Annotated in this window: 16 protein-coding genes and 2 pseudogenes; 9 read left to right on the top strand and 9 right to left on the bottom strand. The window is 72.8% G+C overall.

The window, feature by feature from the left end; genetic code table 11:
* Window positions 1-32: 32 nt before the first annotated feature.
* A complete protein-coding gene (locus ACZ4VT_RS17120) occupies window positions 33-2588 on the top strand; it encodes an ABC transporter permease (RefSeq protein ID WP_467950406.1) in 2556 nt (851 codons plus the stop codon).
* Window positions 2589-2625: 37 nt separating this feature from the next.
* On the opposite strand, the gene ACZ4VT_RS17125 is transcribed toward ACZ4VT_RS17120, so the two are convergent.
* Together ACZ4VT_RS17125 and ACZ4VT_RS17130 are read right to left on the bottom strand one after the other, a co-directional pair.
* Complete coding sequence (locus ACZ4VT_RS17125) at window positions 2626-3678, bottom strand: alpha/beta hydrolase (RefSeq protein WP_467950408.1); 1053 nt, start codon at window positions 3676-3678, stop codon at window positions 2626-2628.
* Window positions 3679-3710: 32 nt separating this feature from the next.
* Entirely contained in the window at window positions 3711-4358 is a 648-nt protein-coding gene (locus ACZ4VT_RS17130) for a DUF4389 domain-containing protein (protein ID WP_467950410.1), read from the bottom strand.
* A gap of 172 nt (window positions 4359-4530) precedes the next feature.
* Here ACZ4VT_RS17130 and ACZ4VT_RS17135 point away from each other — a divergent pair, with 172 nt between their 5' ends.
* The 5 genes and pseudogenes from ACZ4VT_RS17135 to ACZ4VT_RS17155 all read left to right on the top strand — a co-directional run bounded on the left by ACZ4VT_RS17135 (window position 4531) and on the right by ACZ4VT_RS17155 (window position 10086).
* Window positions 4531-5415, top strand: coding sequence for a 2OG-Fe(II) oxygenase (locus tag ACZ4VT_RS17135; RefSeq protein ID WP_467950412.1), 885 nt, complete (start codon window positions 4531-4533; stop codon window positions 5413-5415).
* 95 nt (window positions 5416-5510) lie between these two features.
* A pseudogene (locus tag ACZ4VT_RS17140) lies at window positions 5511-5925 on the top strand (ATP-binding cassette domain-containing protein); the annotation flags it as partial.
* A gap of 386 nt (window positions 5926-6311) precedes the next feature.
* Window positions 6312-7724 carry a family 2B encapsulin nanocompartment shell protein gene (locus ACZ4VT_RS17145; RefSeq protein WP_467950414.1) on the top strand — a complete coding sequence of 471 codons (1413 nt, stop codon included), beginning with the start codon at window positions 6312-6314 and terminating at the stop codon, window positions 7722-7724.
* A 344-nt stretch (window positions 7725-8068) separates the two neighbouring features.
* Window positions 8069-9175 (top strand): annotated as a pseudogene (locus ACZ4VT_RS17150) (family 2 encapsulin nanocompartment cargo protein terpene cyclase); the annotation flags it as partial.
* Between the two features lie 2 nt (window positions 9176-9177).
* Complete coding sequence (locus ACZ4VT_RS17155; protein WP_467950416.1) at window positions 9178-10086, top strand: geranyl diphosphate 2-C-methyltransferase; 909 nt, start codon at window positions 9178-9180, stop codon at window positions 10084-10086.
* Between the two features lie 72 nt (window positions 10087-10158).
* On the opposite strand, the gene ACZ4VT_RS17160 is transcribed toward ACZ4VT_RS17155, so the two are convergent.
* Window positions 10159-11772 (bottom strand): FAD-binding oxidoreductase, encoded by a 1614-nt coding sequence (locus ACZ4VT_RS17160; protein WP_467950418.1) that lies wholly within the window; start codon window positions 11770-11772, stop codon window positions 10159-10161.
* A gap of 62 nt (window positions 11773-11834) precedes the next feature.
* On the opposite strand from ACZ4VT_RS17160, the gene ACZ4VT_RS17165 reads away from it, so the two are divergent.
* The gene (locus ACZ4VT_RS17165; RefSeq protein WP_467950420.1) at window positions 11835-12482 is read left to right on the top strand and encodes a TetR/AcrR family transcriptional regulator; all 648 of its coding nucleotides are present in this window, start codon (window positions 11835-11837) and stop codon (window positions 12480-12482) included.
* Here ACZ4VT_RS17165 and ACZ4VT_RS17170 read toward each other — a convergent pair.
* Window positions 12451-12918: a MarR family winged helix-turn-helix transcriptional regulator gene (locus tag ACZ4VT_RS17170; protein ID WP_467950422.1), complete on the bottom strand. Its 468-nt coding sequence runs from the start codon at window positions 12916-12918 to the stop codon at window positions 12451-12453. The genes ACZ4VT_RS17165 and ACZ4VT_RS17170 overlap by 32 nt on opposite strands.
* Window positions 12919-13006: 88 nt before the next feature.
* Between ACZ4VT_RS17170 and ACZ4VT_RS17175 the strand changes: the two genes are divergently transcribed.
* Entirely contained in the window at window positions 13007-13873 is an 867-nt protein-coding gene (locus tag ACZ4VT_RS17175; RefSeq protein ID WP_467950424.1) for an SDR family NAD(P)-dependent oxidoreductase, read from the top strand.
* A 244-nt stretch (window positions 13874-14117) separates the two neighbouring features.
* Here ACZ4VT_RS17175 and ACZ4VT_RS17180 read toward each other — a convergent pair whose 3' ends face one another.
* On the bottom strand, window positions 14118-15308 hold the full coding sequence (locus ACZ4VT_RS17180; protein ID WP_467950426.1) for a barstar family protein: 1191 nt from the start codon (window positions 15306-15308) through the stop codon (window positions 14118-14120).
* Window positions 15309-15614: 306 nt separating this feature from the next.
* On the opposite strand from ACZ4VT_RS17180, the gene ACZ4VT_RS17185 reads away from it, so the two are divergent.
* Window positions 15615-16349, top strand: a complete 735-nt coding sequence (locus tag ACZ4VT_RS17185) for an NPP1 family protein (protein WP_467950428.1) — start codon at window positions 15615-15617, stop codon at window positions 16347-16349.
* Between the two features lie 38 nt (window positions 16350-16387).
* Here ACZ4VT_RS17185 and ACZ4VT_RS17190 read toward each other — a convergent pair whose 3' ends face one another.
* The 4 genes from ACZ4VT_RS17190 to ACZ4VT_RS17205 form a co-directional block, all read right to left on the bottom strand.
* Complete coding sequence (locus ACZ4VT_RS17190) at window positions 16388-17527, bottom strand: substrate-binding domain-containing protein (protein ID WP_467950430.1); 1140 nt, start codon at window positions 17525-17527, stop codon at window positions 16388-16390.
* A 34-nt stretch (window positions 17528-17561) separates the two neighbouring features.
* Window positions 17562-18623, bottom strand: coding sequence for an ABC transporter permease (locus ACZ4VT_RS17195; protein ID WP_467950432.1), 1062 nt, complete (start codon window positions 18621-18623; stop codon window positions 17562-17564).
* Entirely contained in the window at window positions 18620-20173 is a 1554-nt protein-coding gene (locus tag ACZ4VT_RS17200) for a sugar ABC transporter ATP-binding protein (RefSeq protein ID WP_467950434.1), read from the bottom strand. The genes ACZ4VT_RS17195 and ACZ4VT_RS17200 overlap by 4 nt, the downstream gene beginning before the upstream one ends.
* Before the next feature lie 118 nt (window positions 20174-20291).
* Complete coding sequence (locus ACZ4VT_RS17205) at window positions 20292-23087, bottom strand: SpoIIE family protein phosphatase (RefSeq protein WP_467950436.1); 2796 nt, start codon at window positions 23085-23087, stop codon at window positions 20292-20294.
* Between the last annotated feature and the right edge of the window lie 48 nt (window positions 23088-23135).

A 23135-nucleotide genomic window follows, 5' to 3' on the forward strand; every position in this document is an offset into this window, starting at 1 on the left:
GGCCGAGCCCGCCTCCCAGGATCCGCATCCCCATGTTCCGTACCGCCCTGCGCAACGTGTTCGCGCACAAGGCCCGGCTGCTGATGACCGTGTTCGCGGTCATGCTCGGCGTGACCTTCGTGTCCGGCAGCCTCGTCTACGGCGACAGCCTCCACCGGGCCGCCTCAGCTCGGGCGACCGACGGCTACGAGCGCATCGCCGTCAGCGTCTTCCCCCAGGACTCCGAGGGCGCGAAGGACTCCCCGCACCAGGACGACGGGCCTGCCGGCATCGACGCCGCCACCGTGCACACCCTGGCCAAGGTGCCGGGCGTCGCCCTCGCCGCGGGCCGCGTCACCGGTTTCGCCGCCGTCGCCGACCGGGACGGCCGACTGCTCGGTCACGGTCCCTCCCACAAGGCGGGCAACTTCGCCCCGGGAGCGGACGGCACCGACCCCGCGTACCGCTTCACCCAGGGGTCCGGCCCGACCGGCGGTGACACCATCGCCCTCGACGAGACCACCGCCGCGAAGGGCGGCTTCCACCTGGGCGACACCGTACGCGTCGGCACGCACCAGGGCGCCGCCTCCTACACCCTCAGGGGGATCTTCCGTACGGACGGGACCACGCTGCCGGCCGGCGGCAGCCTGACGCTCTTCGACGACGCCACCGCGCAGCGGCTCTTCCTCCGGCCCGGCCTCCACCAGAACGTGGACGTCACGGCCGCACCCGGCGCCGACGTGCAGCAACTCCTCGGCCGGATCGAATCGGTGCTGCCCCAGGGAGCCGGCGCGGCCACCGGGGCCCAGCTCGCCCGGATCCAGGCCGACCTCGCGACCAACGACAGCGACACCATGAGCCAGATCCTGCTGGGCTTCGCCGCGGTCGCCCTGTTCGTCGCCACCTTCCTCATCTCCAACACCTTCACCATGCTCGTCGCCCGGCGCACCCGGGAGCTGGCCCTGATGCGGGCCGTCGGGGCCTCGCGCGCGCAGGTGCGCCGCATCCTGCTGACCGAGTCCCTCCTCGTCGGCGCGATCGCCTCCGCGGCCGGTCTCGCAGCCGGCACCGGAACAGCCGCCCTGCTCCGGGCCCTCTTCGCCCCGGCCGACGCCCCGGCCGGCCCGCTCGTCCTCACCCCGGGCACCGTGATCGTGTCCCTGCTGGTCGGCACCGTGCTGCCCGTGGTCGCCGCATGGCTGCCGATCCGCCGGGCCATGGCCATCCCGCCGGTCGCCGCGCTCAGCGCGGCCGAGCCGACGGCGCCGGCGCGCACCGGCTCCCTGCGCACCGGCCTCGGCGCCGCGCTGCTGGTCACCGGCGTCGCCGCCGCGGCGTACGGGGCGCTCGGCACGGGCCGTGACGCGCGGACCGTCATCGGCCTCGGCGCGGCCCTCACCCTGACCGGGACGATCGTCCTCATCCCGCTGCTGGCCCGGCCGTTCGTCGCCCTGGTCCGGCCGCTGCTGACCCGCCTCCACCCGGTGTACGGCGACCTCGCCGCCCGCAACACCGTGCGCGACCCGCGCCGTACGGGGGCCACGGCCGCCGCGCTCGCCATCGCCCTCACCCTCGCCTCGGGCCTGTCCGTCCTCGGGGCCTCCGCCGCCCGGTACCTGGACCGGGCGACCACCCACGACTTCACCGCCGACTACCTGGTGAAGCCCGCCGAGGGCGGCATGCGGATGACGGCCGAGCCCGCGGCGGCCCTGAACAAGCTGCCCGGCGCCGCGGTGAGCCCGCTCAGCCAGTCCACCGAGTACCGGCTGGCCGGCGTCCCTTCCGTCCTGACCGGCGTCGACCCCGCCACCATCGGCCGACTGCTGCGGTACGACGTGGTCGAGGGCTCCCTCGACCGCCTCGCCCAGGGCCAGATCGCCGTGGCCGACTTCAAGGCGAGGGCGGCCGGCTGGCACGTCGGCCAGACGCTGTCCCTGCAGCGGCAGGACGGCCGGCCGGACAGCGTCACCATCGGCGCCGTCTACCGGGCGGACGAGCAGAGCAACCTGCTGCCCAGCATCACCGCACCCGACTCCCTCGTCGCCCGCCACGACAACGCCCCGCACACCGCCGGGATCCTCGTCGCCCTGGACGGCGGGCCCAGTCGCTCCGCGCTGGGCAGCGTCAACCACGCCCTCGGGGACAACCCCGCCCTGGCCGTCCTCGACCAGGAGGGCATCCGGGCCCACGACAGCGGGTCCATCGGTGACCAGCTCAACGTGTTCTACGCGCTGCTGAGCATGGCCCTGGTGATGGCCGCGCTGGGCATCGCCAACACCCTCGCGATGTCCGTCCTCGAACGCCGCAAGGAGATCGGCACCTTGCGCGCCCTCGGTGTGGACCGCGCCGGCGTGAGCCGGATGATCCGCCTGGAGGCCCTGGTCCTCGGCGGGCTCGGCGCGACGCTCGGCACGGCCTTGGGCGTCTTCCTCGGCTGGGCGCTCGGCCGTACCCTCCAGGAGAACGTCGCGGGCTACGCGCTGGTCCTTCCCTGGGGGCGCCTCGTCCTCGGTGTGCTCGTCGCCCTGGTGGGAGCGCTGGCCGCCTCGCTCTGGCCGGCCCGCAGGGCCGCCCGCGTCGACATCCCGGCGGCGACGGCGGCCCAGTGACCGTGACCTGGCGCCCGGGCCCGCCGTCGTACCGTGCTCAGCGGGCGGCGGGCCCGCCGCCCGCAGCGGGCCGGGCGAGGAGGCGCCGGAGCCAGGCGGAACGGGCCTGGCGGGCGTCCCGGCTGAGGGCGGCCCCCGGTGCGAAGCCGTCGAAGCCGTGGAAGGCCCCGGGCCACACGTGCAGTTCGGCCTGACCGCCCGCCTGCCAGATCGCGTTCGCGAAGGCCACGTCCTCGTCCCGGAAGGTCTCGGCCGACCCGACGTCGATGTAGGCGGGGGGCAGCCCCGACAGGTCCGTGGCGCGGGCGGGGGCGGCGTAGGGCGGCAGGTCCGGGGCCCCGTACCGCTCGCCCAGCAGCGCCCGCCACCCGGTGGCGTTGGAGGTCCGGTCCCAGATGCCGAGGCCGGCCATCTGCCGGCTGGAGAAGGTGTCGTTGCGGTCGTCGAGCATCGGGCACAGCAGCAGTTGCCCGAGCGGTGCGGGCCCGCCCCGGTCTCGGGTGAGCAGGGCGAGTGCCGCGGCGAGACCGCCGCCGGCGCTCTTCCCGCCGATGACGACGCGGTCCGGGTCGAGGCCCAGTTCGGCCGCGTGCCGGGCCACCCAGACGAATCCGGCGTAGCAGTCCTCCACCGGTCCCGGGTACCGCGTGTGCGGTGCCAGCCGGTACTCGACGGAGACGACGGCCAGCTCCAGCGGGAGGGCCCATTCGCGCAGCAGCTGAGGGACGACGGAGTGGGCATTGCCCATGACCATGCCGCCGCCGTGCATGTAGTACAGCGCCGGCAGCGGGCCGGCGGTCCCGGCGGGCCGTGCGCTCACGAGCGTGACGTCCGGCTCGCCCGGCGCTCCCGGCACCCGCAGCTCGTCCACCTCGAAGAGGCCGTCGGCCCGGAGCTCCCGCAGCGTCGGCCGGGGCCGGGCCGCGGCGTCCTGCTCCTGCCGGGCGGCGAGGGTCTCCGGGGTGAACGGCTCCAGCGCGCCGTCCCCCAAGGCAGCCAGAGCCGCACCGAGTTCGGGATCGAAAGGGGGCGCGTTCCACGTCTTCGGGCCGGGCTCGCCACCTGCCGGGAACACTCGCGCGGAATCCATGCCCCGTAGTCAACCACCCGCATGACGCGGGCTCATGCGGCGGTCACGTGCTCCTCACCGCCCATGTCGAGGCGGAACGGCGGGTACGCGTCCGTCATGAGCGTCGCGTACGCCGTCACGCGCAGCACCCACCGGTTGAGCCCGATCACGAGGTCGAACAGGTCCCGCGGGTACTTGTCGGTGAAGGCCAGCGTGACGACCGCGATGAGCGTCAGCAGATCGATCAGGCCCCAGCCCCACCAGCCGCCGTGCGCACCGGTGAAGAGGGCGATCACGAGATAGTGCGGGATGGCGAGCAGCCACCACTTGACCAGGACCAGGCCGCGGGAGAGGCGCTCGGGGTAGGCGATGTCCAGCCGGGCCGGGTAGTCCGGTTCGGGTCCGAGGCTGAACGGCGGGTAGCGGTCGGTGCCCAGGGCTCCGTAGGAGTAGTAGGAGACCCGCCAGGACCAGCGGAGCACCCCGAGGTTGAAGTCGAAGAGGGCCCGCGGGTACCGCTCGGTGAAGAGGATGGCGAAGAACGCGATCACGCAGACGACGAGGAAGGCGATCCACAGGAAGGCCAGCACGATGTAGTGCGGAATGGCCAGGATCACCTTGACCAGCCACAGCCAGCGCGACAGCGGCGCGTCCAGCGTGGCCGACACCGCTACCGGCGGGTAGGAGGTCTGCAGGGTCATCGTGCTCACCTCATCGGCTCACCTCGCCCCTTCCCATCATCCCGGCTGCGCGCGCCGCCCTCCACTCGGGCGGGCCGCGCGGACCAGGACATGGGAGCGGGGGCGGTGTACTCCTGTGCGCCCCCATGTGCTCCTTCGACGGCACGGGACACTCCGCTTACGGTTCCGGGCCATGAGTGGATACGCGAAGGAACCGGCCACGCCGACGGAAATCAGCACCCGGGACTTGCCTCCCTCCGACCGTTGGTCCACGACCCCCGTCATACCGGCCCCGGTCTGCCGCTTCGAGAACTTCCTGGGTGCGGAACGCGCCGCCGGACTGCTGGCGTACGCGATCTCCCGGCAGCCCGACTTCAACGCGGGAACGGTCCTGGACCCCCTGTCGGGCCAGGTCTCCCACAAAGGCCGCAGCTCCCTCGTCCTCCCCGTGACCAGCTCCGTCTTCAGCCGGCACCTCGCCGACTGCCTGCCGCTCGTCCAGGAGGTCCTCGGTCACCACGCCGCGCTGACGCAGACCCTGACGGTCCTGACGGCGCACGGCGAAGGGGGCCACTACGGCATCCACACCGACGCATCGCGGGTCCGTGACGTCAGTACGGCGGTGTCGGCCGTGTACTACCTCCACCGCAGGCCCCGCGGCTTCGAGGGCGGGCAACTGCGGCTGTACGACACCCAGTTCCACCAGGGCGGGCCGCAGTCGGCGGAGACCTACCGCACCATCGAACCCGAGCACGACACCATCGTGTTCTTCCCCGCCAGTGCCTTCCACGAGGTGGTCCCGTCCACCTGCCCCAGCGGGCACTTCGCCGATCACCGGTTCACCCTCACGACGTGGATCAGCGGCACCGAGCAGGCGCCGGCGACGCCCGGCACCCCGTTCCGCATCTGGCAGTGGATGGCCCGCGCGGCCGAACACACCCGCCCGCTCGCGGACGTCACGCGCGACCACGACGGTGCCCGGCCCATCGCCCTCCCGGCCGCGGACCCCGTCACCCGCCTCACCCTTCCCGCGCCCCGCACCCCGTACGACAGCGTGAACGAGGTGCGCGAGGGCTGAGCCGGGCCGGGCGCCGGGCCGCGAGACTGGCGGGTTCCGCTCTTGCGGAGGGATCCCGGAGCCCCTTTGTCATTTCCCCGCGGCCATGAACTGGGGTGACGGTCCTGGTCGGGCCGAACGGCAGTGGCACCTCCACGCTGCTGCGCACGATCGCGCGGCTCCAGCGGCCCAGGACGGGCACCCTCGTCCTCGACGGCGGCACCGACGGACCGGCTCTGGGGCCCCGCGAGTTCCCGCGCCGGGTCGCCCTGCTCGCCCAGGGACGCCCCACGCCGAGCGGACTGACCGTACGCGACCTCGTCGGCTTCGGCCGCTCCCCCTACCGGGACCGCTGGGGCCGTGACGACCCCGGCGGCCGGGCCGCGGTGGACCGCGCGCTCGCCCTGACCGGCGTCACGGAACTCGCTGGACGCGGGACGCGTCATCGCCGACGGCGACCCCGCGGACCTCCTCACGCAGCAGCGGCTGACCGACACCTACGGCATCCGCATCGAGGTCGACACCGACCCACGCGTGGACGTCTCGCGCATCGGCGACATCGAGGTGGTCGCCACCTACGTCGACGGCCGCGAGGCCGGGAAGTGGCCGGAGCGAAGGCCCGGCGCGCCTCCACGGGCGCGGCGGGCCTTCGTCCTGTGGCTCCGAGGCCGCTGGCGACGACGAACCGTGGCGGTCTGGACCAGGCTGGATCTCGTCGGTCGGCCGGGCAAACGTGGTGTGGGTCAAGATCACTGCATCGAGGTAATGAGGACGGCGTGTCAGGGCCCGCCGGTCGTACCCGCGGTTAGTGTTCCCCGGGATCTTGACGGATTCTCGAATATTCCCCCTTCTTTTCCTCTTTCACCGGTGACGTGCACTGATGCCGATCGCCGCCCTTACGAAGGAGAGCTCGACCGATGACTGTTGACACGAGCCCGGAAGCCCAGCTGGAAGCCCCCCAGCAGTCCAGCCTGAGTACGGCCGCCGCCCGCAACCTTGCCAGCACGACCAAGTCCGCCCCGCAGATGCAGGAGATCACCTCCCGGTGGCTGCTGCGGATGCTCCCCTGGGTGGAGACCAAGGGCGGCACCTACCGGGTGAACCGCCGGCTCAGCTACACCGTCGGCGACGGGCGGATCGAGTTCATCCAGGACGGCGGCGACGTCCGGGTGATCCCCCGCGAGCTGGGCGAACTGGCCCTGCTGCGCGGCTTCGAGGACGAGGAGGTGCTGGCCGCGATCGCCGGCCGGTGCGTCCAGCGCGACTTCCGGGCCGGCGAGGTGCTCGTCGAGTGCGGCACCCCCGCCGACCAGATCCACCTGATCGCCCACGGCCGGATCAGCCAGACCTCCGTCGGCAAGTACGGTGACGCGGTCGCCGTCGCCGTACTCGCCGACGGCGAGCAGTTCGGCGAGAACGCCCTGCTGGACGCCGACGCCACGTGGGACTACACGGCCACCGCCGAGACCCCCGGCACCCTGCTCACCCTGTCCCGCGCCGAGTTCGCCGCCGTGCTGTCCTCGGCGCCGAGCCTCCAGTCCCACGTCCAGCGCTTCAGCTCGCTCCCGCACCAGCGGCAGAACAAGCACGGCGAGGCCGAGATCGCGATGTCGGCCGGCCACACGGGCGAGGCCGAACTGCCCGGGGCCTTCGTCGACTACGAGCTCAAGCCCCGCGAGTACGAGCTCTCCATCGCGCAGACCGTACTGCGGATCCACACCCGGGTCGCCGACCTCTACAACGGGCCGCACAACCAGACCGAGGAGCAGCTCAGGCTCACCATCGAGGCGCTGCGCGAGCGCCAGGAGCACGAGCTGATCAACAACCGGGAGTTCGGCCTGCTCCACAACGCCGCCTTCAAGCAGCGGATCCAGACCCACTCCGGCCCGCCCACCCCGGACGACCTCGACGAACTGCTCTGCCGCCGCCGCGGCTCCAAGTTCTTCCTCGCCCACCCCCGGACCATCGCGGCCATCGGGCGCGAGTTCAACTCCCGCGGGCTCTACCCGGACCACGTCGACGTGGGCGGGCAGCAGGTCCCGGCCTGGCGCGGGGTCCCGATCCTGCCCTGCAACAAGATCCCGATCAGCAAGGAGAACACCAGCTCCGTGCTGGTCATGCGAACCGGCGAGGACAACCAGGGCGTCATCGGCCTGCGCCAGACCGGCCTGCCGGAGGAGTACGAGCCCGGCCTGTCGGTGCGCTTCATGGGCATCGACGAGAAGTCGATCATTTCCTACCTGGTCACCGCCTACTACTCCGCCGCGATCCTGGTGCCCGACGCGCTCGGCGTGCTGGAGAACGTGCAGATCGCCCGCAGGCGCGACTAGCGCGACCACCCCCCGACGGCCCCGACGGCCGGCCCCGGTCCACCCGGCCCGGGCCGGCCGAGTGTGCCCGGGGCGGTCCGGGACAGCCCACCCACCCCATCAAGGAGCCACGGATGCCCGAGCCCGGGCCTTCCCCTCTGCAGTCGAGCCTGCCTGCCGCCGCGGCCCGTTTCGGGGCCCACGTCTTCGCCAATGCCCTGGCCTCCGGTGTCGAGGCCGCCGGCGCCCTGTCCACCGTGCCCGCGGAGGTGCCCGTACAGGCGCCCGTGGAAGCGCCCGTACAAGTGCCCCCGGCAGGACCCGCATCCGACGGCGGGACCGGCGCCGCGCGGCAGGCGAGCGCGGCCCTGGAACGGATCCTGCGCGGACCCAGCGGGCTGGGCACGGCGAGCCTGCACCTGGCCACCCGGGCCGAGGAGCCGCTCGCGTCCGCGGCGCCCCCAGCGCCCTCGGCGCCCGAGGAGCCGGTCCCGGGCCATCCGATCCCCGGCCTCTACCACCACCCCATCCCGGAGCCCGATCCCGCGCGGGTGGAGGAGGTCAGCCGCAGGATCAAGGACTGGGCGGTGGACGAGGTCGACCTGTACCCCGACGACTGGGAGGGCGAGTTCGACGGCTTCTCCGTCGGGCGTTACATGGTCGCCTGTCATCCGGACGCTCCCAGCATCGAGCACCTGATGCTCGCCACCCGGCTGATGGTCGCCGAGAACGCGGTCGACGACTGCTATTGCGAGGACCACGGCGGCTCGCCCATCGGCCTCGGCGGGCGCCTCCTGCTGGCGCACACGGCTCTCGACCCCCTCCACACGACGAAGGAGTACCAGCCGGAGTGGGCGCAGTCCCTCCACTCGGACGCGCCGCGGCGCGCCTACCGCTCCGCCATGGAGTACTTCGTCCAGCTGGCCACCCCCTCCCAGGCCGACCGGTTCCGGCACGACATGGCCCGTCTGCACATGGGGTACCTCGCCGAGGCGGCCTGGGCCCAGACGGACCACGTCCCCGAGGTGTGGGAGTACCTGGCGATGCGCCAGTTCAACAACTTCCGCCCCTGCCCCACCATCACCGACTCCGTCGGCGGCTACGAACTGCCCGCGGACCTCCACGCGCAGGCCACCATGCAGCGGGTCATCGCGCTCGCGGGCAACGCCACCACCATCGTCAACGACCTGTATTCCTACACCAAGGAACTCGCCAGCCCCGGCCGGCACCTGAACCTGCCCGTGGTGATCGCCGAACGCGAGGACGTGTCCGAGCGGGAGGCCTACCTGAAGGCGGTCGAGGTCCACAACGACCTCATGCACGAGTTCGAAGCCGAAGCCGCCGCCCTGGCGGCCGCCTGTCCCGTCCCGAGCGTGTCGCGCTTCCTGCGGGGCGTGGCCGTATGGGTCGACGGCAACCACTATTGGCACCAGACGAACACCTATCGATACAGCCTGCCCGACTTCTGGTAAGGATGGACTTATCCGTGACTAGCACCGATCTCACCACCACCGCCGCCACATCCGCGGACCCCTCCGTGATCATCCCGTCCCCGGCGACGCCCTACCAGGGCGACATCGCCCGTTACTGGAACAACGAGGCCAGGCCCGTCAACCTGCGGCTCGGCGACGTCGACGGCCTTTACCACCACCACTACGGCATCGGCGACGTCGACCACGCCGCCCTCGGTGACGCCGGCGACAGCGCGTACGAGAAGAAGCTCGTCGCCGAGCTCCACCGCCTGGAGTCCGCGCAGGCCGAGGTCCTCCTGAACCACCTCGGCCCCATCCGGCGGGAGGACACCCTCGTCGACGCCGGCTGTGGGCGCGGCGGCTCCATGGTCATGGCCCACCAGCGCTTCGGATGCAAGGTCGAGGGCGTCACCCTGTCGGCCAAGCAGGCCGACTTCGCCAACCAGCGTGCCCGTGAACTCGGCATCGAGGACCACGTCCGCGCCCGCGTCTGCAACATGCTCAGCATGCCCTTCGAGACCGGGCAGGCCGCGGCCTCGTGGAACAACGAGTCGAGCATGTACGTCGACCTGCACGACCTGTTCGCCGAGCACTCCCGCGTCCTCGCGGTCGGTGGCCGCTACGTGACCATCACCGGCTGCTGGAACCCGCGGTACGGCCAGCCCTCGAAGTGGGTCTCGCAGATCAACGCGCACTTCGAGTGCAACATCCACTCCCGCCGCGAGTACCTGCGCGCGATGGCCGACAACCGTCTCGTACCGCAGGCCGTCATCGACCTGACGCCCGAGACGCTGCCCTACTGGGAGCTGCGGGCGACGTCCTCGCTGGTCACGGGCATCGAGGAGGCGTTCATCGAGTCCTACAAGGACGGTTCCTTCCAGTACGTGCTGATCGCCGCCGACCGCGTCTGACCGCGCACGCCGGCCCGAGGGCCGGGTCCGCCCCCCGGCGGACCCGGCCCCTCCCGCCCTCGGCGGGACCGGTCAGTCCACGAGGACGCCGGGGTTGAGGATGCCGTGCGGGTCCAGCGCCCCCTTCGCGGCCCGCAGCGCGAGGGCGAAGGGCTCCGGGCGCTGGCGGTCGTAGTCCGGGCGGTGGTCCCGGCCCACGGCGTGGTGGTGGGTGATGGTGGCCCGGTGGCGGTGCAGGACCTCGCCCGCGACGGCCTTGAGGTCGTCCCACAGGGCGACCTCGTCACCGGGCCGGCCGGCGGCGAGGACGGTGAAGTACGGGGCCGCGCCGTCCGGATACACGTGCGTCAGGCGGCAGTTGACGGTCGCGGGGTGCCCGGTGGCCTTGAGTGCCGCCGCGCCGACCTCGGTGCGCACCGCGTCGATCAGGCCGGGGATCCGGTCCCAGGTGGCGGCCGTCTCGAAGGTCTCCGCGACGGCGCCCATCCGGGCCAGCCCGTCGCGCAGGTAGGGCATCCGCAGGAAGGCCGAACGCCAGGCGCCCACGGCCGCGTCACCGGACGCGCCGGCGGCCGTGTCACCGCCCCCGTTCGCCGCCTCGTGCCGGCCGCCGTGCGAGCGGGCCAGGGCGACGGCCCGGCCGAGCCGGGCCGTCACCGGTTCGTCCGCCGACTCGAAGCCGAGCACCAGTACCGCGCAGCCGTCCTGCGCCGCGCCCGACAGGGCGGCCTCGCCGGCGTCCAGCAGACGGCAGTTGGCGGGGGAGAGGTCGGACTGCGCGAGGGCGCGCACCGCCCGGAGCGCGTCGTGGAAGCCGGCGAAGGAGACCGCGGCGGAGGCCTTGTGGCGGGGGCGTTCCTGCACCCGGACCCATGCCTCGGTGATGATGCCGAGGGCCCCCTCGGAGCCCAGGAACAGGCGGTCGGGGGAGGGGCCGGCCCCCGAGGCGGGCAGCCGCCAGGATTCGCCGGTGCCGGCCGGGCTGACCACGCGCATCGACTGCACGAAGTCGTCGATGTGGGTACGGCCGGTGGCGTAGTGGCCGCCGGCCCGGGTGGCGAGCCAGCCCCCGAGCGTGGAGAACTCGAAGCTCTGCGGGAAGTGCCGCAGGGTGAGGCCGTGCGGCCGCAGCTGGTCCTCCAGGCTCGGCCCGAGGGTGCCCGCCTGGATGCGGGCGGACCGGCCCTCGGCGTCGACCTCCAGGACGCGGCCCATGGCGGTCAGGTCGAGGGACAGCACCGCCCGGTGCTCGTCGCCGCGGTACTCCACGCCCCCGGTGACCGAGGAGCCCCCGCCGTACGGGACGACGGCGACCCGCCGCTCGCCGGCCCAGTCCAGCAGGTCGGCCACGTCCTGGTCGTCCAGCGGGCGGGCGACGAGGTCCGGGATGCGGCCGGGCCGCCCGCGCAGGGCGCGCATCACGTCGCGGTACGCCTTGCCCATGGCGTGGGCGGCGCGGTCCGCGGGATCGGCGGTGACCAGCCGGGCGAGGTTCCGCGGGGGCCGCACGGCGGAGCTCCCGATGCCCAGGTCCCGCACCCGGGGCACGGGGAGCGGGCGGGCGAGGGTGCCGGGCAGGAGGGCGCCCATCGCGGCGCATTCGGCGTCGTCGGGATGGGCGTCGGCCCATCCCCAGCCCCACCAGGAGCGGGCACGGGACGTCGGTCGCGCGGTGGTGCCGGTCATGGGGCACTCCAGGGTCGAGGTAATTTACCAAGCGGTAAATTACCTACTGATAATATCCGCTGATGGCAACCCCACCCGCCCCGTCCTCGAAGGCCGGCACCAAAGGAGTCCCGCGGGAGCACCGCCGCCGGCAGCTGCTGGAGGCCGCCACGGAGGAGTTCGGCGCGCACGGCTACGCGGCCGCGTCGCTCCCCGCGATCGCCGCGCGCGTGGGCGTCACCAAGACGCTGCTGCACCAGTACCTCGGGACCAAGGAGGACCTGTACGTCGCCTGCCTGATCCCCGTCGGGGACCGGCTGCTGGACGCGATCCGTACGGCGATGGGCCCGGACGGGACCGCGCCGCACACGCCGCTGCGCGTGCTGCACGGGATCTTCGCCGCCCTGGAGGGGCAGCGGGAGGCGTGGTTCGTGCTGTACGACACCACGCTGCCGCCCGGCGGCGAGGCCGCCCGCCGGGCTTCGGAGTACTGGACGGCCATCGACGGGCTCGCCGCCGACGGCACCGCCGACCTGCTGCGCGCGGCCGGATCCACCGACCCGCTGGACGCCGACGCGCTCAAGTACGTCTGGCGGGACCTGGTCGCCACCCTCGTCCGCTGGTGGGTCAAGCATCCGGAGCAGTCCCCGGAGGTCATGACCCGGCGCTGCGCCCGCCTCTTCGCGGCCGCCGCCACGCTCAGTCCTGAAGGCGGCCCTTCTCTGCCTTGAGCTTGCGCCACACGGTCCCCAGGGCCTCCAGATCCCGCTCGTCGAGGAGCTCGGTGAAGACCGGGGCCAGGGCTTCCCGCCGGGTGACGTCGGCCGCGGCGAACACCGTGCGTCCGGCCTCCGTGAGGGAGACTTCCACCGAGCGGGCGTCACGTGCCGAGGGTGTGCGGGTCACCAGGCCGCGGGTCTGCAGGGCGTCCACCACCCGGGAGACCTGGCTGCGGCTGAGCAGTGTGCTGTTGCCGAGGACGGACGCGGGCACGGGCTCGGGGCTGGACGCCAGCCACAGCATGACCTCGAACCAGGACACGGGGAGGTCGTGGGCCTTCACGAGGGCGCGGTCGACGCGGTCGGTCATGGTGGTGCCGGCCCAGACCAGCCCGTAGAAGGCGTAGTCGGCCGCCGGCATCTCGGCTTCGGTGAGCTTCTTCGGCATGTCGGCAGTCTAAGGGTTGCGTGCGCACGCACATAACTTTATGGTGTGTGTGCACGCACATAAATCGCGTTCCGTGAAAGGTGACGCCATGTCGACCCTCCCCACCACCCCCGACGCCTCCCTCCGCATCGTCCTGATCACCGGCACGTCCTCCGGCATCGGCCTGGCGGCCGCCATCGCCGCCGCCCGGGCCGGCTGGCGCACGGTCGCCACGCTGCGTGACACCGGCAAGGCCGACGCCCTGCGCAAGGCGGCCGCCGAGGCGGGTGTCGAGCTCGACATCCGGCGGCTCGACGTCGTCGACGAGGCCTCCGTCACCGCCGCCGTGAACGGCGTGATCGCCGACTACGGCCGCCTGGACGCGGTCGTGAACAACGCCGGCGCCGGGCACGTCGGCACCCTCGAACTCGAATCCGTCGCCGACGTACGCGAGGTCATGGAGGTCAACTTCTTCGGCGTGCTGAACGTCTCCAAGGCCGTGCTGCCGCACCTGCGGGCCACCGGCGGCCGTCTGATCACGGTCACCAGCGTCGGCGGCGTCATCGGCCAGCCCTTCAACGAGGCCTACTGCGCCGCCAAGTTCGCCGTGGAGGGGTACATGGAGAGCCTGGCCCCCGTCGCGGGCGCCGTCGGCGTGAGCGTGTCCGTCATCGAGCCCGGCGCCGTGGCCACCGAGTTCGTCAACAACATCGGCCTCGACATCGAGGGCCGGATCGCCGTGGCCGGCCCGTACGCCGACGCGCTGCGCCACTACGTCGAGCGCACGGTCGGCCAGTTCCTGGACGGCGCGCAGACCCCGGACGGCGCGGCCGAGTCCGTGATGGAGGCGCTGACCGTGGACCGGCCCGCGTTCCGCATCCAGACCTCGCAGTGGGCCCGCGACTTCACCGGCAACAAGCTCGCCGACCAGGACGGCTCGGCGGTCGTCGGCATGACCGGAACCTGGGTCGCCTGACCGGTCGCGACCCTCTCGCGACCGGGTCGGGGTGCCCGATCTGTGCCGCGCGCGGAACGGGGTCATCATGGCGGGAGGGCCGGCGGAACCCTCCCGCGAGGTCCGGCCGAGCGAGCCGGGAGGTGACTCGTACGCATGGACGAATCACGCAGAGCCTGGATCATGATCGGCGGCGTCGTCGCCGTCATCTTCCTGAACCTCGTCGCCATCGTCCTGATGAACACCGTGGGGCGCTGACCCGCCCCTACCTGAGTTCGACGGTGGCCCCGAAGCCCCTGAGGCGGCCGACGACCTCGTCGGCGTACGAGTCGGCGGTCATCCCTTCGCCGGCAAGGGCGCGCCGGGCCACCTCGAAGTCGTGCCAGACCAGCGTGAAGGGTGGGACGGCGCCGAAACCGCCGGACAGGCAGTCGAACAGCGAGTTCCAGCACCGTCCGTAGTAGGCGCCGGGGCCGCCCAGCGCCTCTCCCAGCGCGCAGTGCAGGCCGTAGTGGCCGGTCACGTACCGGCCGTCGAGGTGATACTCGCCGCCGGTCCGGTCCGGGCCGTGGAACTTCTCCGTGAGCCAGAGCCATTCCCTCCGCAGCTCTTCCGGGAACCGCGCCCACTGGTTGGGCTCGGTGGGGCGCCCGTCCAGCCACGCCTCCCACACGGCTTCGAGCTCGGGACGGGGCTGTTCCTCGACCTCTCCGGAGACGGTGACGTCGAGCAGGCCGCCGCCGAGGGCGGAAGGCCGCGCCCCGACGACCGACAGCTCGGCGGTCCGGCCGGTCATGACGCGGCCCGTACGGTCGACCGCCAGGATGTCCGGGCTCGTGGCGCCGCGCCCCCGCGACAGGATCGGGGCGTCGGGGTCGCAGCCGAGGAGCCGGAGCGTGACCGGCTCCGGAGGCTTGCGGGAGTGAAAGAGCCGCGGCACCGCCCCGCAGCTGCCGTACGGGGTGTCCCCTTGGGAATCGAACAGCTCGAAGCCGAACTGCTTCTGGCGTTCCTCCGACGGCGTACCGAAGGACCAGGGGGGCGGCTGGACGCCGGCCTCCAGCACGATGTCGACGAGTGAGGCGTCCTCCGGGCAGGGCTGCTGGTCCACGAGGCCGGCGTCGCACAGCTCGTAGTTCCAGTCGTGCACCTTCTCGCCCTTGAGTCGCACATCGATCAGCATGTCGCCGATCCGCCCGCCGTCCTTGCCGTCTACGGCGTCGCGGAGCGGGCCCAGCGGTGCGCACGCGAAGAGCACCAGCTCTTCTCTGGGCACGGCCGGGACCGGTGGTTCGGCGAACAGCCCTTCCACGTCCGCGCACTTCGCCAGCAGGTCGTACCCGCCGGAGTAGGGGACGCTCCAGCCCTCCGGCCCGTGGTCCCGCTCCTCCACCAGGACGTACCGGAGCGGTGTGCCGCGCTCCCGGCTCCAACGCTCGCGCCAGGGATTTGTCATACCGGACATCCAACAGGGAGCCGCCCGGGATCTCACACGGGTTTCGCGTCGGGCGGGCGGCCGCGAGTCGGCGGACCGTCGTGTTCCCATGTCCTGACATTCGGTCACATCCCTTTGCCTGAGCGGTAGTTCGGGTGAGCGGGGGGCCGGAAAGAGAGCCTGCCCGGACCCTTGCCGTGCCGCCCGCGGTTCGCGAATGATGCTCCGGGCGTGTCGGCCGAAGGCGGCCGCGCTTCGCCCGCCCTCGTCGAGCCGACCGGTCAGGAGCCCGTTTTGCGGACGAACCGTCACATCCGGAGATCAACCGTGGTCGTCGGGGCAGCCCTCGCGCTCGTCGTCGGCATTCCCCAGGTGGCCTTCGCCGCCCCGCCCCCGGCCCTGCCCGGCCAGGCCGAGGCGATCGAGCGGACCTTCCAGCCCGCCTACGACTACGACAGCGACGGCTGTTACCCGACACCCGCCATCGGCCCGGGCGGAGAACTGAACGGCGGACTCAAACCCACCGGCGCCCTCAACGGCAGCTGCCGGGACGCCTCGGACCTCCAGAACACCAACGGGTACTCCCGCTGGAAGTGCAACAACGGCTGGTGCGCCGTGGTCTACGCCCTCTACTTCGAGAAGGACCAGGCCCTCGCCGGCGTCTCCCTCGGCGGCCACCGCCACGACTGGGAACACGTCGTGGTGTGGATCCAGAACAACGAGGCCAAGTACGTCGCGACCTCCGCCCACGGTGACTTCAACATCCACGCGCGCGACCAGATCCGCTGGGACGGCACCCACCCCAAGATCGTCTACCACAAGGACGGCATCGGCACGCACTGCTTCCGCGCGGCGAACACCAATGACGAGCCGCCCGAGAACCACCGCGGCACCTGGCAGTTCCCCACGCTCGTCGGCTGGTCGGGCTACCCCGCGACCCTGCGCGACAAGCTCAGCCAGGCCGATTTCGGCAGCGCGCACTTCGGCCTGAAGGACGGCTCCTTCGCCTCCCACCTCGCCGAGGCCAAGCCGGCGGGCATCCCCTTCGACCCGTACCAGTAGGCGGCGCCCGCGGCCCCCGGCGGCGGCCGGGGCGTGCGTCACCTGCCCCAGATCCTGAGGTACTCCTCGCGGTAGCCGGACGGATCCCAGGACGTGGCGCCGTCACTGTTGTCGGCCGTCGCGACGTGGACGGGGGCCACGTAGCCGCTGGCGGGCCGGCCGGCGAAGGCGCGGTTGAACTCGTCGACGATCTGCCAGCCCTGCTGGGACAGCGGCTCGGGGACGGTGGCGGCCTGGAACTGCCTGCTGTTGATCCGCTGGAAGGCGGACGGGTCGCCGTCGCCCGCGCCGATGTTGAAGGGCGGTCCGGCCCCCGGCTTGCCGGCCGCGCGCAGCGCCGGGGCCGCGTCCGCGAAGTAGAGGTCGTTGATGGCGACGGAGTGGGTCCAGTCGTCCTGGAAGCGGGAGACGAGCGAGGAGACCGCCTGCGGGGTGCGGCTGGCGGCGTCCGGGATGGGGATGTTCTCGGTCGTCAGGAGCCGGACGCCGGAACAGGTCGCCAGCTCCTGCCTGATGAGCTCGGACTTGTTCTTTGCGAAGGGGATCGAGTCGTCGGTGAAGAGGACGACTCCGGCGTCGCCGCGGGACCGGGCGATGATCCAGTCCGCGCTGATCCTCGCCACGTCCTCCACCTTCGTGGTGACGTTGGTGAAGAGCCGGGGGTGCTCGCTCGGGCCGGGCGATCCGACCGCGTGCCAGCCGACGACCGGGAGGTGCGCCGCCTCGGCCCGCGCCATCTGCTGCGAGGTCAGCTGGGGGTCGAAGCCGCCGATGACGATGCCCGAGGGCTTGAGCGTGATGGCCTGGCTGAGCGCCGCCTGGATGCCGGCGGGGGTGCCGTCCCCGTCGATCACCCGGAGCTTCCAGCCGATGGCCTTCGCCGCCTCCTCGACGCCCTTGGCGACGCCCGCGACACCGGGGTTGGTCATGGTCTGCGCGACGTAGACGAGGGTCTTGCCGGACGCCGCCGGGGGCCCGCTGGTCGGGCCGTGCCAGGCGGCGTCGGAGTTCTCGGCCTGCCGGACGGCCGCCTCGGCCCTCGCGAGGGTGGCGGGGCACCCGGCTTCCGACGGCCCGGCGCCCGTCGACGGGCCGCTCCCGCAGCCGGCGACGAGGACCGTGGCCGCCGTCAGCAGGGCTGCTGCGGCCGTGAGGGGGGTCTTGCGGTTCGGGTACACGGTGCTCCTGGCGCGGTTGCGCGTACGAGGTCTGCTACGGGTGGCTGTCCTGCGGTGGTGCGGCCGGAGGCTCCGCGGGGGACCGGCGGGCCGCCGGGGTGCCGGTGCGCAGCCGGCGCCGGGCCGAGTAGCCGGCGAGGCCGACGGCGATGAGCAGGGTGGCGCCGTTGAACAGCGGCGTGGCCCAGAACTGGGCGCCGAGCTGGCCGATGCCCGCGAGGCCGATGGCGAGGACGGCGACGGCCACGACGGTGCCGAGGACGTTGGCGCGGCCGGGTTTGATCGTGGTGGCACCGAGCAGGGCGCCGACGAAGGCGGGCAGCAGGTACTCCAGCCCGACGCTCGGGTTGCCGGTCTGCTGCTGGGCGGCGAGGAGGACCCCGGCGCAGCCGACGATCAGACCCGATGTGGTGAAGGCGCAGACGGAGTACCGGTGGGTGGGGATGCCGACGATGCCGGCGGCGCGCGGGTTGGAGCCGATGACGTACAGGTACCGGCCGAGCGGCAGCCGCTCCAGGACCACCCAGAGGACGGCCGTGAGGGCGAGGACGTAGAAGGCCGGTACCGGCAGGCCGAGGAACCGGGAGTCGTAGAGGCCGGTGAACGCGGCGGGCAGGCCGTCCGGGCCGGGGACGATCCGGCCGCCGTCGGTGATCCAGCCGGTGAAGGCGTACATGATGCTGCCGGTGCCGAGCGTGGCGATGAAGGAGTCGATCCGCCCGAACTCGACGATGACGCCGTTGACCGCGCCCGACACGGCCCCGCCGAGGATCACGACGAGGCAGGCGAGGGGCCAGGGCCAGCCCTCGTTGACGATGAGCTGCATCACCAGCACGTGCGCCAGGCCGAGACCGTAGCCGATCGACAGGTCGAACCTGCCGGCGGCGATCGGGACCGTCGCGCCGAGCGCCAGGAGGGCGGGGATCGACTGGTTGGAGAGGATCGAGGAGATGTTGTCCCGGGTGGGGAAGGTGCTCGGCAGGGTGAGGGAGAAGACCAGGAAGAGCAGGACGGCGAGGGCCAGGAGACCGTAGCCGCCGATGAGGTGTCCGCGAAGGTGGCCCAGCGGGGACCGGGGCGAGGGGGATCGGGTCATCGGCTCGTCGCGGTCCCGGTGATCGGGGGCATGGCCGAGGCGGTCCGGGTGAGTTCGGTGACGGTGAGCGCCGTACCGGTGAGTTCGGCGCTCACGGTTCCGCGGACGAACACCAGCGCGCGGTGGCACACGTCCGCGACCTCCTCGAAATCGGTGGAGATGAGCAGGACCGCCAGGCCGGAGGCCAGCGCGTCGTCGAGCAGCCGGTGGATCACGGCCTTGGCGCCCACGTCCACACTGGCGGTCGGCTCTTCCAGGATGAGCAGGCGGAGGTTCCCCCGGAGCCACCGGCCGACCATCACCTTCTGCTGGTTGCCGCCGGACAGGGTGGCGATCGGCACCTCGCTGTCGCGGGGGTGCACCGAGAAGCGGTCGATGAGGGCGGTCACCTCGGCGCGCTCGCGCCGGGGACCGGTCCACCGCAGCGCCGGGACACCGGCCGCCCGGGGGTTCGCCAGGAAGTTCTCCCGTACGGTCAGTTCGGCCGCGCAGCCCTCCTCCTGGCGATTGCCCGCCACGAAGCCGACGCCGCGGTCGAGGGCGGCGGAGACCCGGCGCGGGCGGTACGGCCGGCCGTCGAGCAGGGCCCGCCCGCCGAGGATCGGCCGGGCGCCGGCGAGGGCGCGGCCCAGGTCCATGTGGCCGGCGCCGGTCAGGCCCACCATGCCGAGGATCTCGCCGGCCCGCAGATCCAGGCTGACCGGTCCGGCGTACGCGGTCCGCACGCCGTCGAGGCGCAGGAGGGGCGGGCCGGTGGAGGCGCGGGGCCCGGTCGGCGCGTGGGGGGACGGTTCGTGGCCCACGATGGCGCGCACCAGCCGGGCGGGGCCGAAGCCGGCGAGGGCACCGCGTTCGACCACGCGGCCGTCGCGCAGGACGGCGAAGGTGTCGGCGACCTTGTACACCTCGTCGAGGCGGTGGCTGACGTAGAGGATGCCGTGCCCCCGCTTCCGCAGGGCGTGCAGGACCGCGAACAGCCGGGCGCAGTCCGCGGCGGGGAGGGTGGCGGTCGGCTCGTCGAGCACGATGAGCTCGGCCTCGGTCGCCAGGGCGCGGGCGATGGCGACCAGCGAGCGCTCGGCGGGGGCGAGGTCGGTGATGCGGGCATCGGCGTCGAGGTGCCCGGCGACGATCCGCAGGGCCTCGTCGCAGCGCTCCCGGGTACGCCGCCAGGAGATCAGCCCGCGCCGGCGGGGATAGCCGGTGCCCAGGGCGATGTTCTCGGCCACCGTCATCCACTCGACGAGACCGAGGTCCTGGTGGATGAAGGACATGGTCCGGGCGGCGGCGTGGGAGCCGAGCGGATGGCCGGCCACGGTCACCTCGCCCTCGTCGGCCCGGTGCACCCCGGCGAGCACCTTGATGAGGGTGGACTTGCCGGCACCGTTGGGACCGAGCAGGGCGAGGACGCTGCCCCGGTGGATGTCGAGGTCGACCGCGGCCAGCGCGACCGTGCCGCCGAACCGCTTGCCGAGACCGCGGATGCGGACGAGGGGTTCGCCACCGAAGGGAGGGGGCGGGCTCATCGAGGTGTCGGGAGCGTCATGCACAGACTTCTCCGGGGGTCGGCCTCCGAGTTCTTCCCGACTGCATGGAGGATTCTATGCCGATCTTGCCGCGTATGTCCGGTATTGAACTCGCCGGATGTGCCCGTCGTGGACGACGCCGTCACGCCGCGGTCAGGGCGCACTCGGCCCAGATGACCTTGCCCTCGGTGGTGTAGCGGGTCCCCCAGGCCTGGGAGAGCTGGGCGACGAGGAAGAGGCCGCGGCCGCCCTCGTCGGTGCTGGCGGCGTGGCGCATGCGCGGGGCGGTGCTGCTCGCGTCGTACACCTCGCAGATCAGGGTGCGGTCGAGGATGAGGCGTACCCGGATGGGTCCGGTGCCGTAGCGGACGGCGTTGGTGACCAGCTCGCTGAGCAGCAGTTCCGTGGCGAACGCGGACTCCTCCAGGCCCCACCGGCCCAGCTGGCTCACGGCGGCGGCGCGGACCTCGCCGACCAGGGCCGGGTCGGCGGCCAGGTCCCACGAGGCGATCCGGTCGGGTGGCACGGCGTTGGTGCGGGCGACGAGGAGGGCGATGTCGTCCCCGGGGTGCTCGGGCGCCACGGCGTCGAGCACCGCCCGGCAGGTCTCCTCCGGGGCGCGGTCCGGGTGGGCCAGCGCGCGGATGAGCTCGTCCAGGGCCACGTCGATGTCGCGGTGACGGTCTTCGATGAGCCCGTCGGTGTAGAGGACCAGCTGGCTGTGTTCGGGGAGCCGCATCTCGACCGACTCGAAGGGCAGCCCGCCGAGGCCGAGCGGGGGTCCCGCCGGCAGTTCGAGGAGCGTCACGGTGCCGTCCGGGTGGACCAGCGCGGGTGGCGGGTGGCCGGCCCGGGCCATGGTGCACCGCTGTGAGGTGGGGTCGTAGATGGCGTACAGGAAGGTGGCGCCGACGATGCCGCTGCCGAGGGCCGGGCTGTCCCCGCCCTCCTCGCGGTCGAGGCGCACCATCAGGTTGTCGAGGTGGGTGAGGAGTTCGTCGGGGGCGAGTTCCAGTTCGGCGAAGTTGCGGGCGGCGGTGCGCAGCCGGCCCATCGTGGCGGCGGCGTGCAGCCCGTGGCCGACGACGTCGCCGACGAGGAGGGCGACGCGGGTGCCGGACAGGGGGATGACGTCGAACCAGTCGCCGCCCACTCCGGACTCGGCGGGCAGGTAGCGGTGGGCGACCTCCACGGCGTCCTGGTCGGGGAGGCCGCGCGGGAGCAGGCTGCGCTGCAGGGCCAGGGCGAGGGTGTGCTCACGGGTGTAGCGGCGGGCGTTGTCGATGCAGAGGGCCGCGCGGGCGGCGAGCTCCTTGGCCAGGGAGCGGTCGTCGTCCCCGTAGGGGGCCGGGTCCTGGGAACGGTAGAAGCCCGCGATGCCCAGGAGGACGCCCCGGGCGAACAGGGGGACGGTGATGAGGGAGTGGATGTTGTGCGCGAGGAGCAGCTCGGCGTGCTCGGGGTCCTGGGCGATCCAGCCGAAGGCGGCCTTCAGATCGGGTTCCAGCACGGGCTGACCGGTGGTCAGGGAGCGCATGTGGGGCGTGGTCGGGCGCAGGGTGACCTGCTCGCCCACCGGGTAGAAGGGGCAGTCCTCGCGGATTCCGTGGACCACCGTCCGCCGCATCTCGGTGGTGGGGTGGGCGGACTCCTCGCCGCGCAGGACGGCCTCGGGCATGTCGATGGTGACGAAGTCGGCCAGCCCCGGGACCGCCATCTCGGCGAGCTCCCAGGCGGTGCGGCCCACGTCCAGGGTGGTGCCGATGCTGTTGCTGGCCTCGGCCAGCAGCTCCAGGCGGCGCCGCGCGGCGACGGCGTACTTGCCCACCTCGGGCTCGCCCACCAGCACCAGCCCGCGGACCATGCCGCCCGCGGCGTCCTCGGAGCCGGCCGCGGCCGCGGCTGCGGCCGCCGCCCCGCGTGTGGTGGATGTGCCGGGCGCGCGGGCCGCCCTCGTGGGCGTACGGGGCACGGCGCGGGACAGGGGTCCGGGCGGTGGGCCGGTGGGGGCGGGGGCGTGCCGCTCGTCCTCGTCGGGCAGGAGCGCCTCGATGACGATGCCCTCCACCCCGGAAGGGCTCGTCACGGGGCGGCTCACGAGGGTGACCCACCGGTCGCGGGAGAGGGGCACGTCGGCGGCCGCCCACTGGGCCGAGGACATCAGCTCCGTGGCCTTCTCCTTGAGCGTCATCTGGTCGCTCTGCTCCAGCTCGCTCTGGAGCAGTTCGGACATGGCGAGCGCGTGCCCGTTGCCGGTGTGGTCATCGGCCCCGGTCCGGCTCGCGGCCTCGAGATAGGCGTGCAGCAGGCCGCGCTCACGCGCCGAACTCTGCTCCATCAGCCGTCGTTCGATGGCCTCGGCCGCCTTGCGCACCACGGGGACCAGGGCCGGGTCCGCGTCCGTGTAGGGATAGCCGAGGCACAGGACGCCCTCGATGTGCCCGCTGAGCTGGTCACGCAGGGGGATCGCCGTACAGGCGCTCGACTGGGACCGCTCGGCGAAGTGCTCGGCGCCGAAGACCTGGCAGAGCCGCCGTTCCGCGAGGGTGAGACCGATGCCGTTCGTACCGGCGAACTGCTCGGCGAAGACGAAGCCCGGGACGGTCTGGATCGGGGAGAGGCGCTTGACCATGGACTTCTCGCCGAAGCGGCGTTCGAGGACGGTGCCGTACCCGTCGGCGAGGCTGATGTTCATCTGGCTGCCCGCGAAGACCGACTCCAGTCGGTCGAGTACGGGACGGGCGGCGCGGATGAGCCGGCCGTCCGGGTCGAAGTCCTGCGTGAACGGAAGCTCGGACTGGTCGGGCGAGATGCCCAGCAGCCGGCTGCGCTGCCACGAGTGCAGGATCGGCCCCCGCACGCGGCCCTCGACCGAATCGCCGTGCAGGAATCGGTCACGGGGATGCACGGGCCCGATGCGGTCTTGCACCACCCCCATCTGCACCACTTCCCTCGGCCCTCAGCCCTCGGCCCTCGGCCCTCAGCC

The sequence above is a fragment of the Streptomyces sp. NPDC029164 genome (genome assembly GCF_055563995.1).

Coding starts and splice junctions, on each gene's coding strand:
- ACZ4VT_RS17120 (WP_467950406.1), top strand. CDS start 33: ATGTTCCGTACCGCCCTGCGCAACGTGTTCGCGCACAAGGCCCGGCTG.
- ACZ4VT_RS17125 (WP_467950408.1), bottom strand. CDS start 3,678: ATGGATTCCGCGCGAGTGTTCCCGGCAGGTGGCGAGCCCGGCCCGAAG.
- ACZ4VT_RS17130 (WP_467950410.1), bottom strand. CDS start 4,358: ATGACCCTGCAGACCTCCTACCCGCCGGTAGCGGTGTCGGCCACGCTG.
- ACZ4VT_RS17135 (WP_467950412.1), top strand. CDS start 4,531: ATGAGTGGATACGCGAAGGAACCGGCCACGCCGACGGAAATCAGCACC.
- ACZ4VT_RS17145 (WP_467950414.1), top strand. CDS start 6,312: ATGACTGTTGACACGAGCCCGGAAGCCCAGCTGGAAGCCCCCCAGCAG.
- ACZ4VT_RS17155 (WP_467950416.1), top strand. CDS start 9,178: ATGGACTTATCCGTGACTAGCACCGATCTCACCACCACCGCCGCCACA.
- ACZ4VT_RS17160 (WP_467950418.1), bottom strand. CDS start 11,772: ATGACCGGCACCACCGCGCGACCGACGTCCCGTGCCCGCTCCTGGTGG.
- ACZ4VT_RS17165 (WP_467950420.1), top strand. CDS start 11,835: ATGGCAACCCCACCCGCCCCGTCCTCGAAGGCCGGCACCAAAGGAGTC.
- ACZ4VT_RS17170 (WP_467950422.1), bottom strand. CDS start 12,918: ATGCCGAAGAAGCTCACCGAAGCCGAGATGCCGGCGGCCGACTACGCC.
- ACZ4VT_RS17175 (WP_467950424.1), top strand. CDS start 13,007: ATGTCGACCCTCCCCACCACCCCCGACGCCTCCCTCCGCATCGTCCTG.
- ACZ4VT_RS17180 (WP_467950426.1), bottom strand. CDS start 15,308: ATGACAAATCCCTGGCGCGAGCGTTGGAGCCGGGAGCGCGGCACACCG.
- ACZ4VT_RS17195 (WP_467950432.1), bottom strand. CDS start 18,623: ATGACCCGATCCCCCTCGCCCCGGTCCCCGCTGGGCCACCTTCGCGGA.
- ACZ4VT_RS17205 (WP_467950436.1), bottom strand. CDS start 23,087: ATGGGGGTGGTGCAAGACCGCATCGGGCCCGTGCATCCCCGTGACCGA.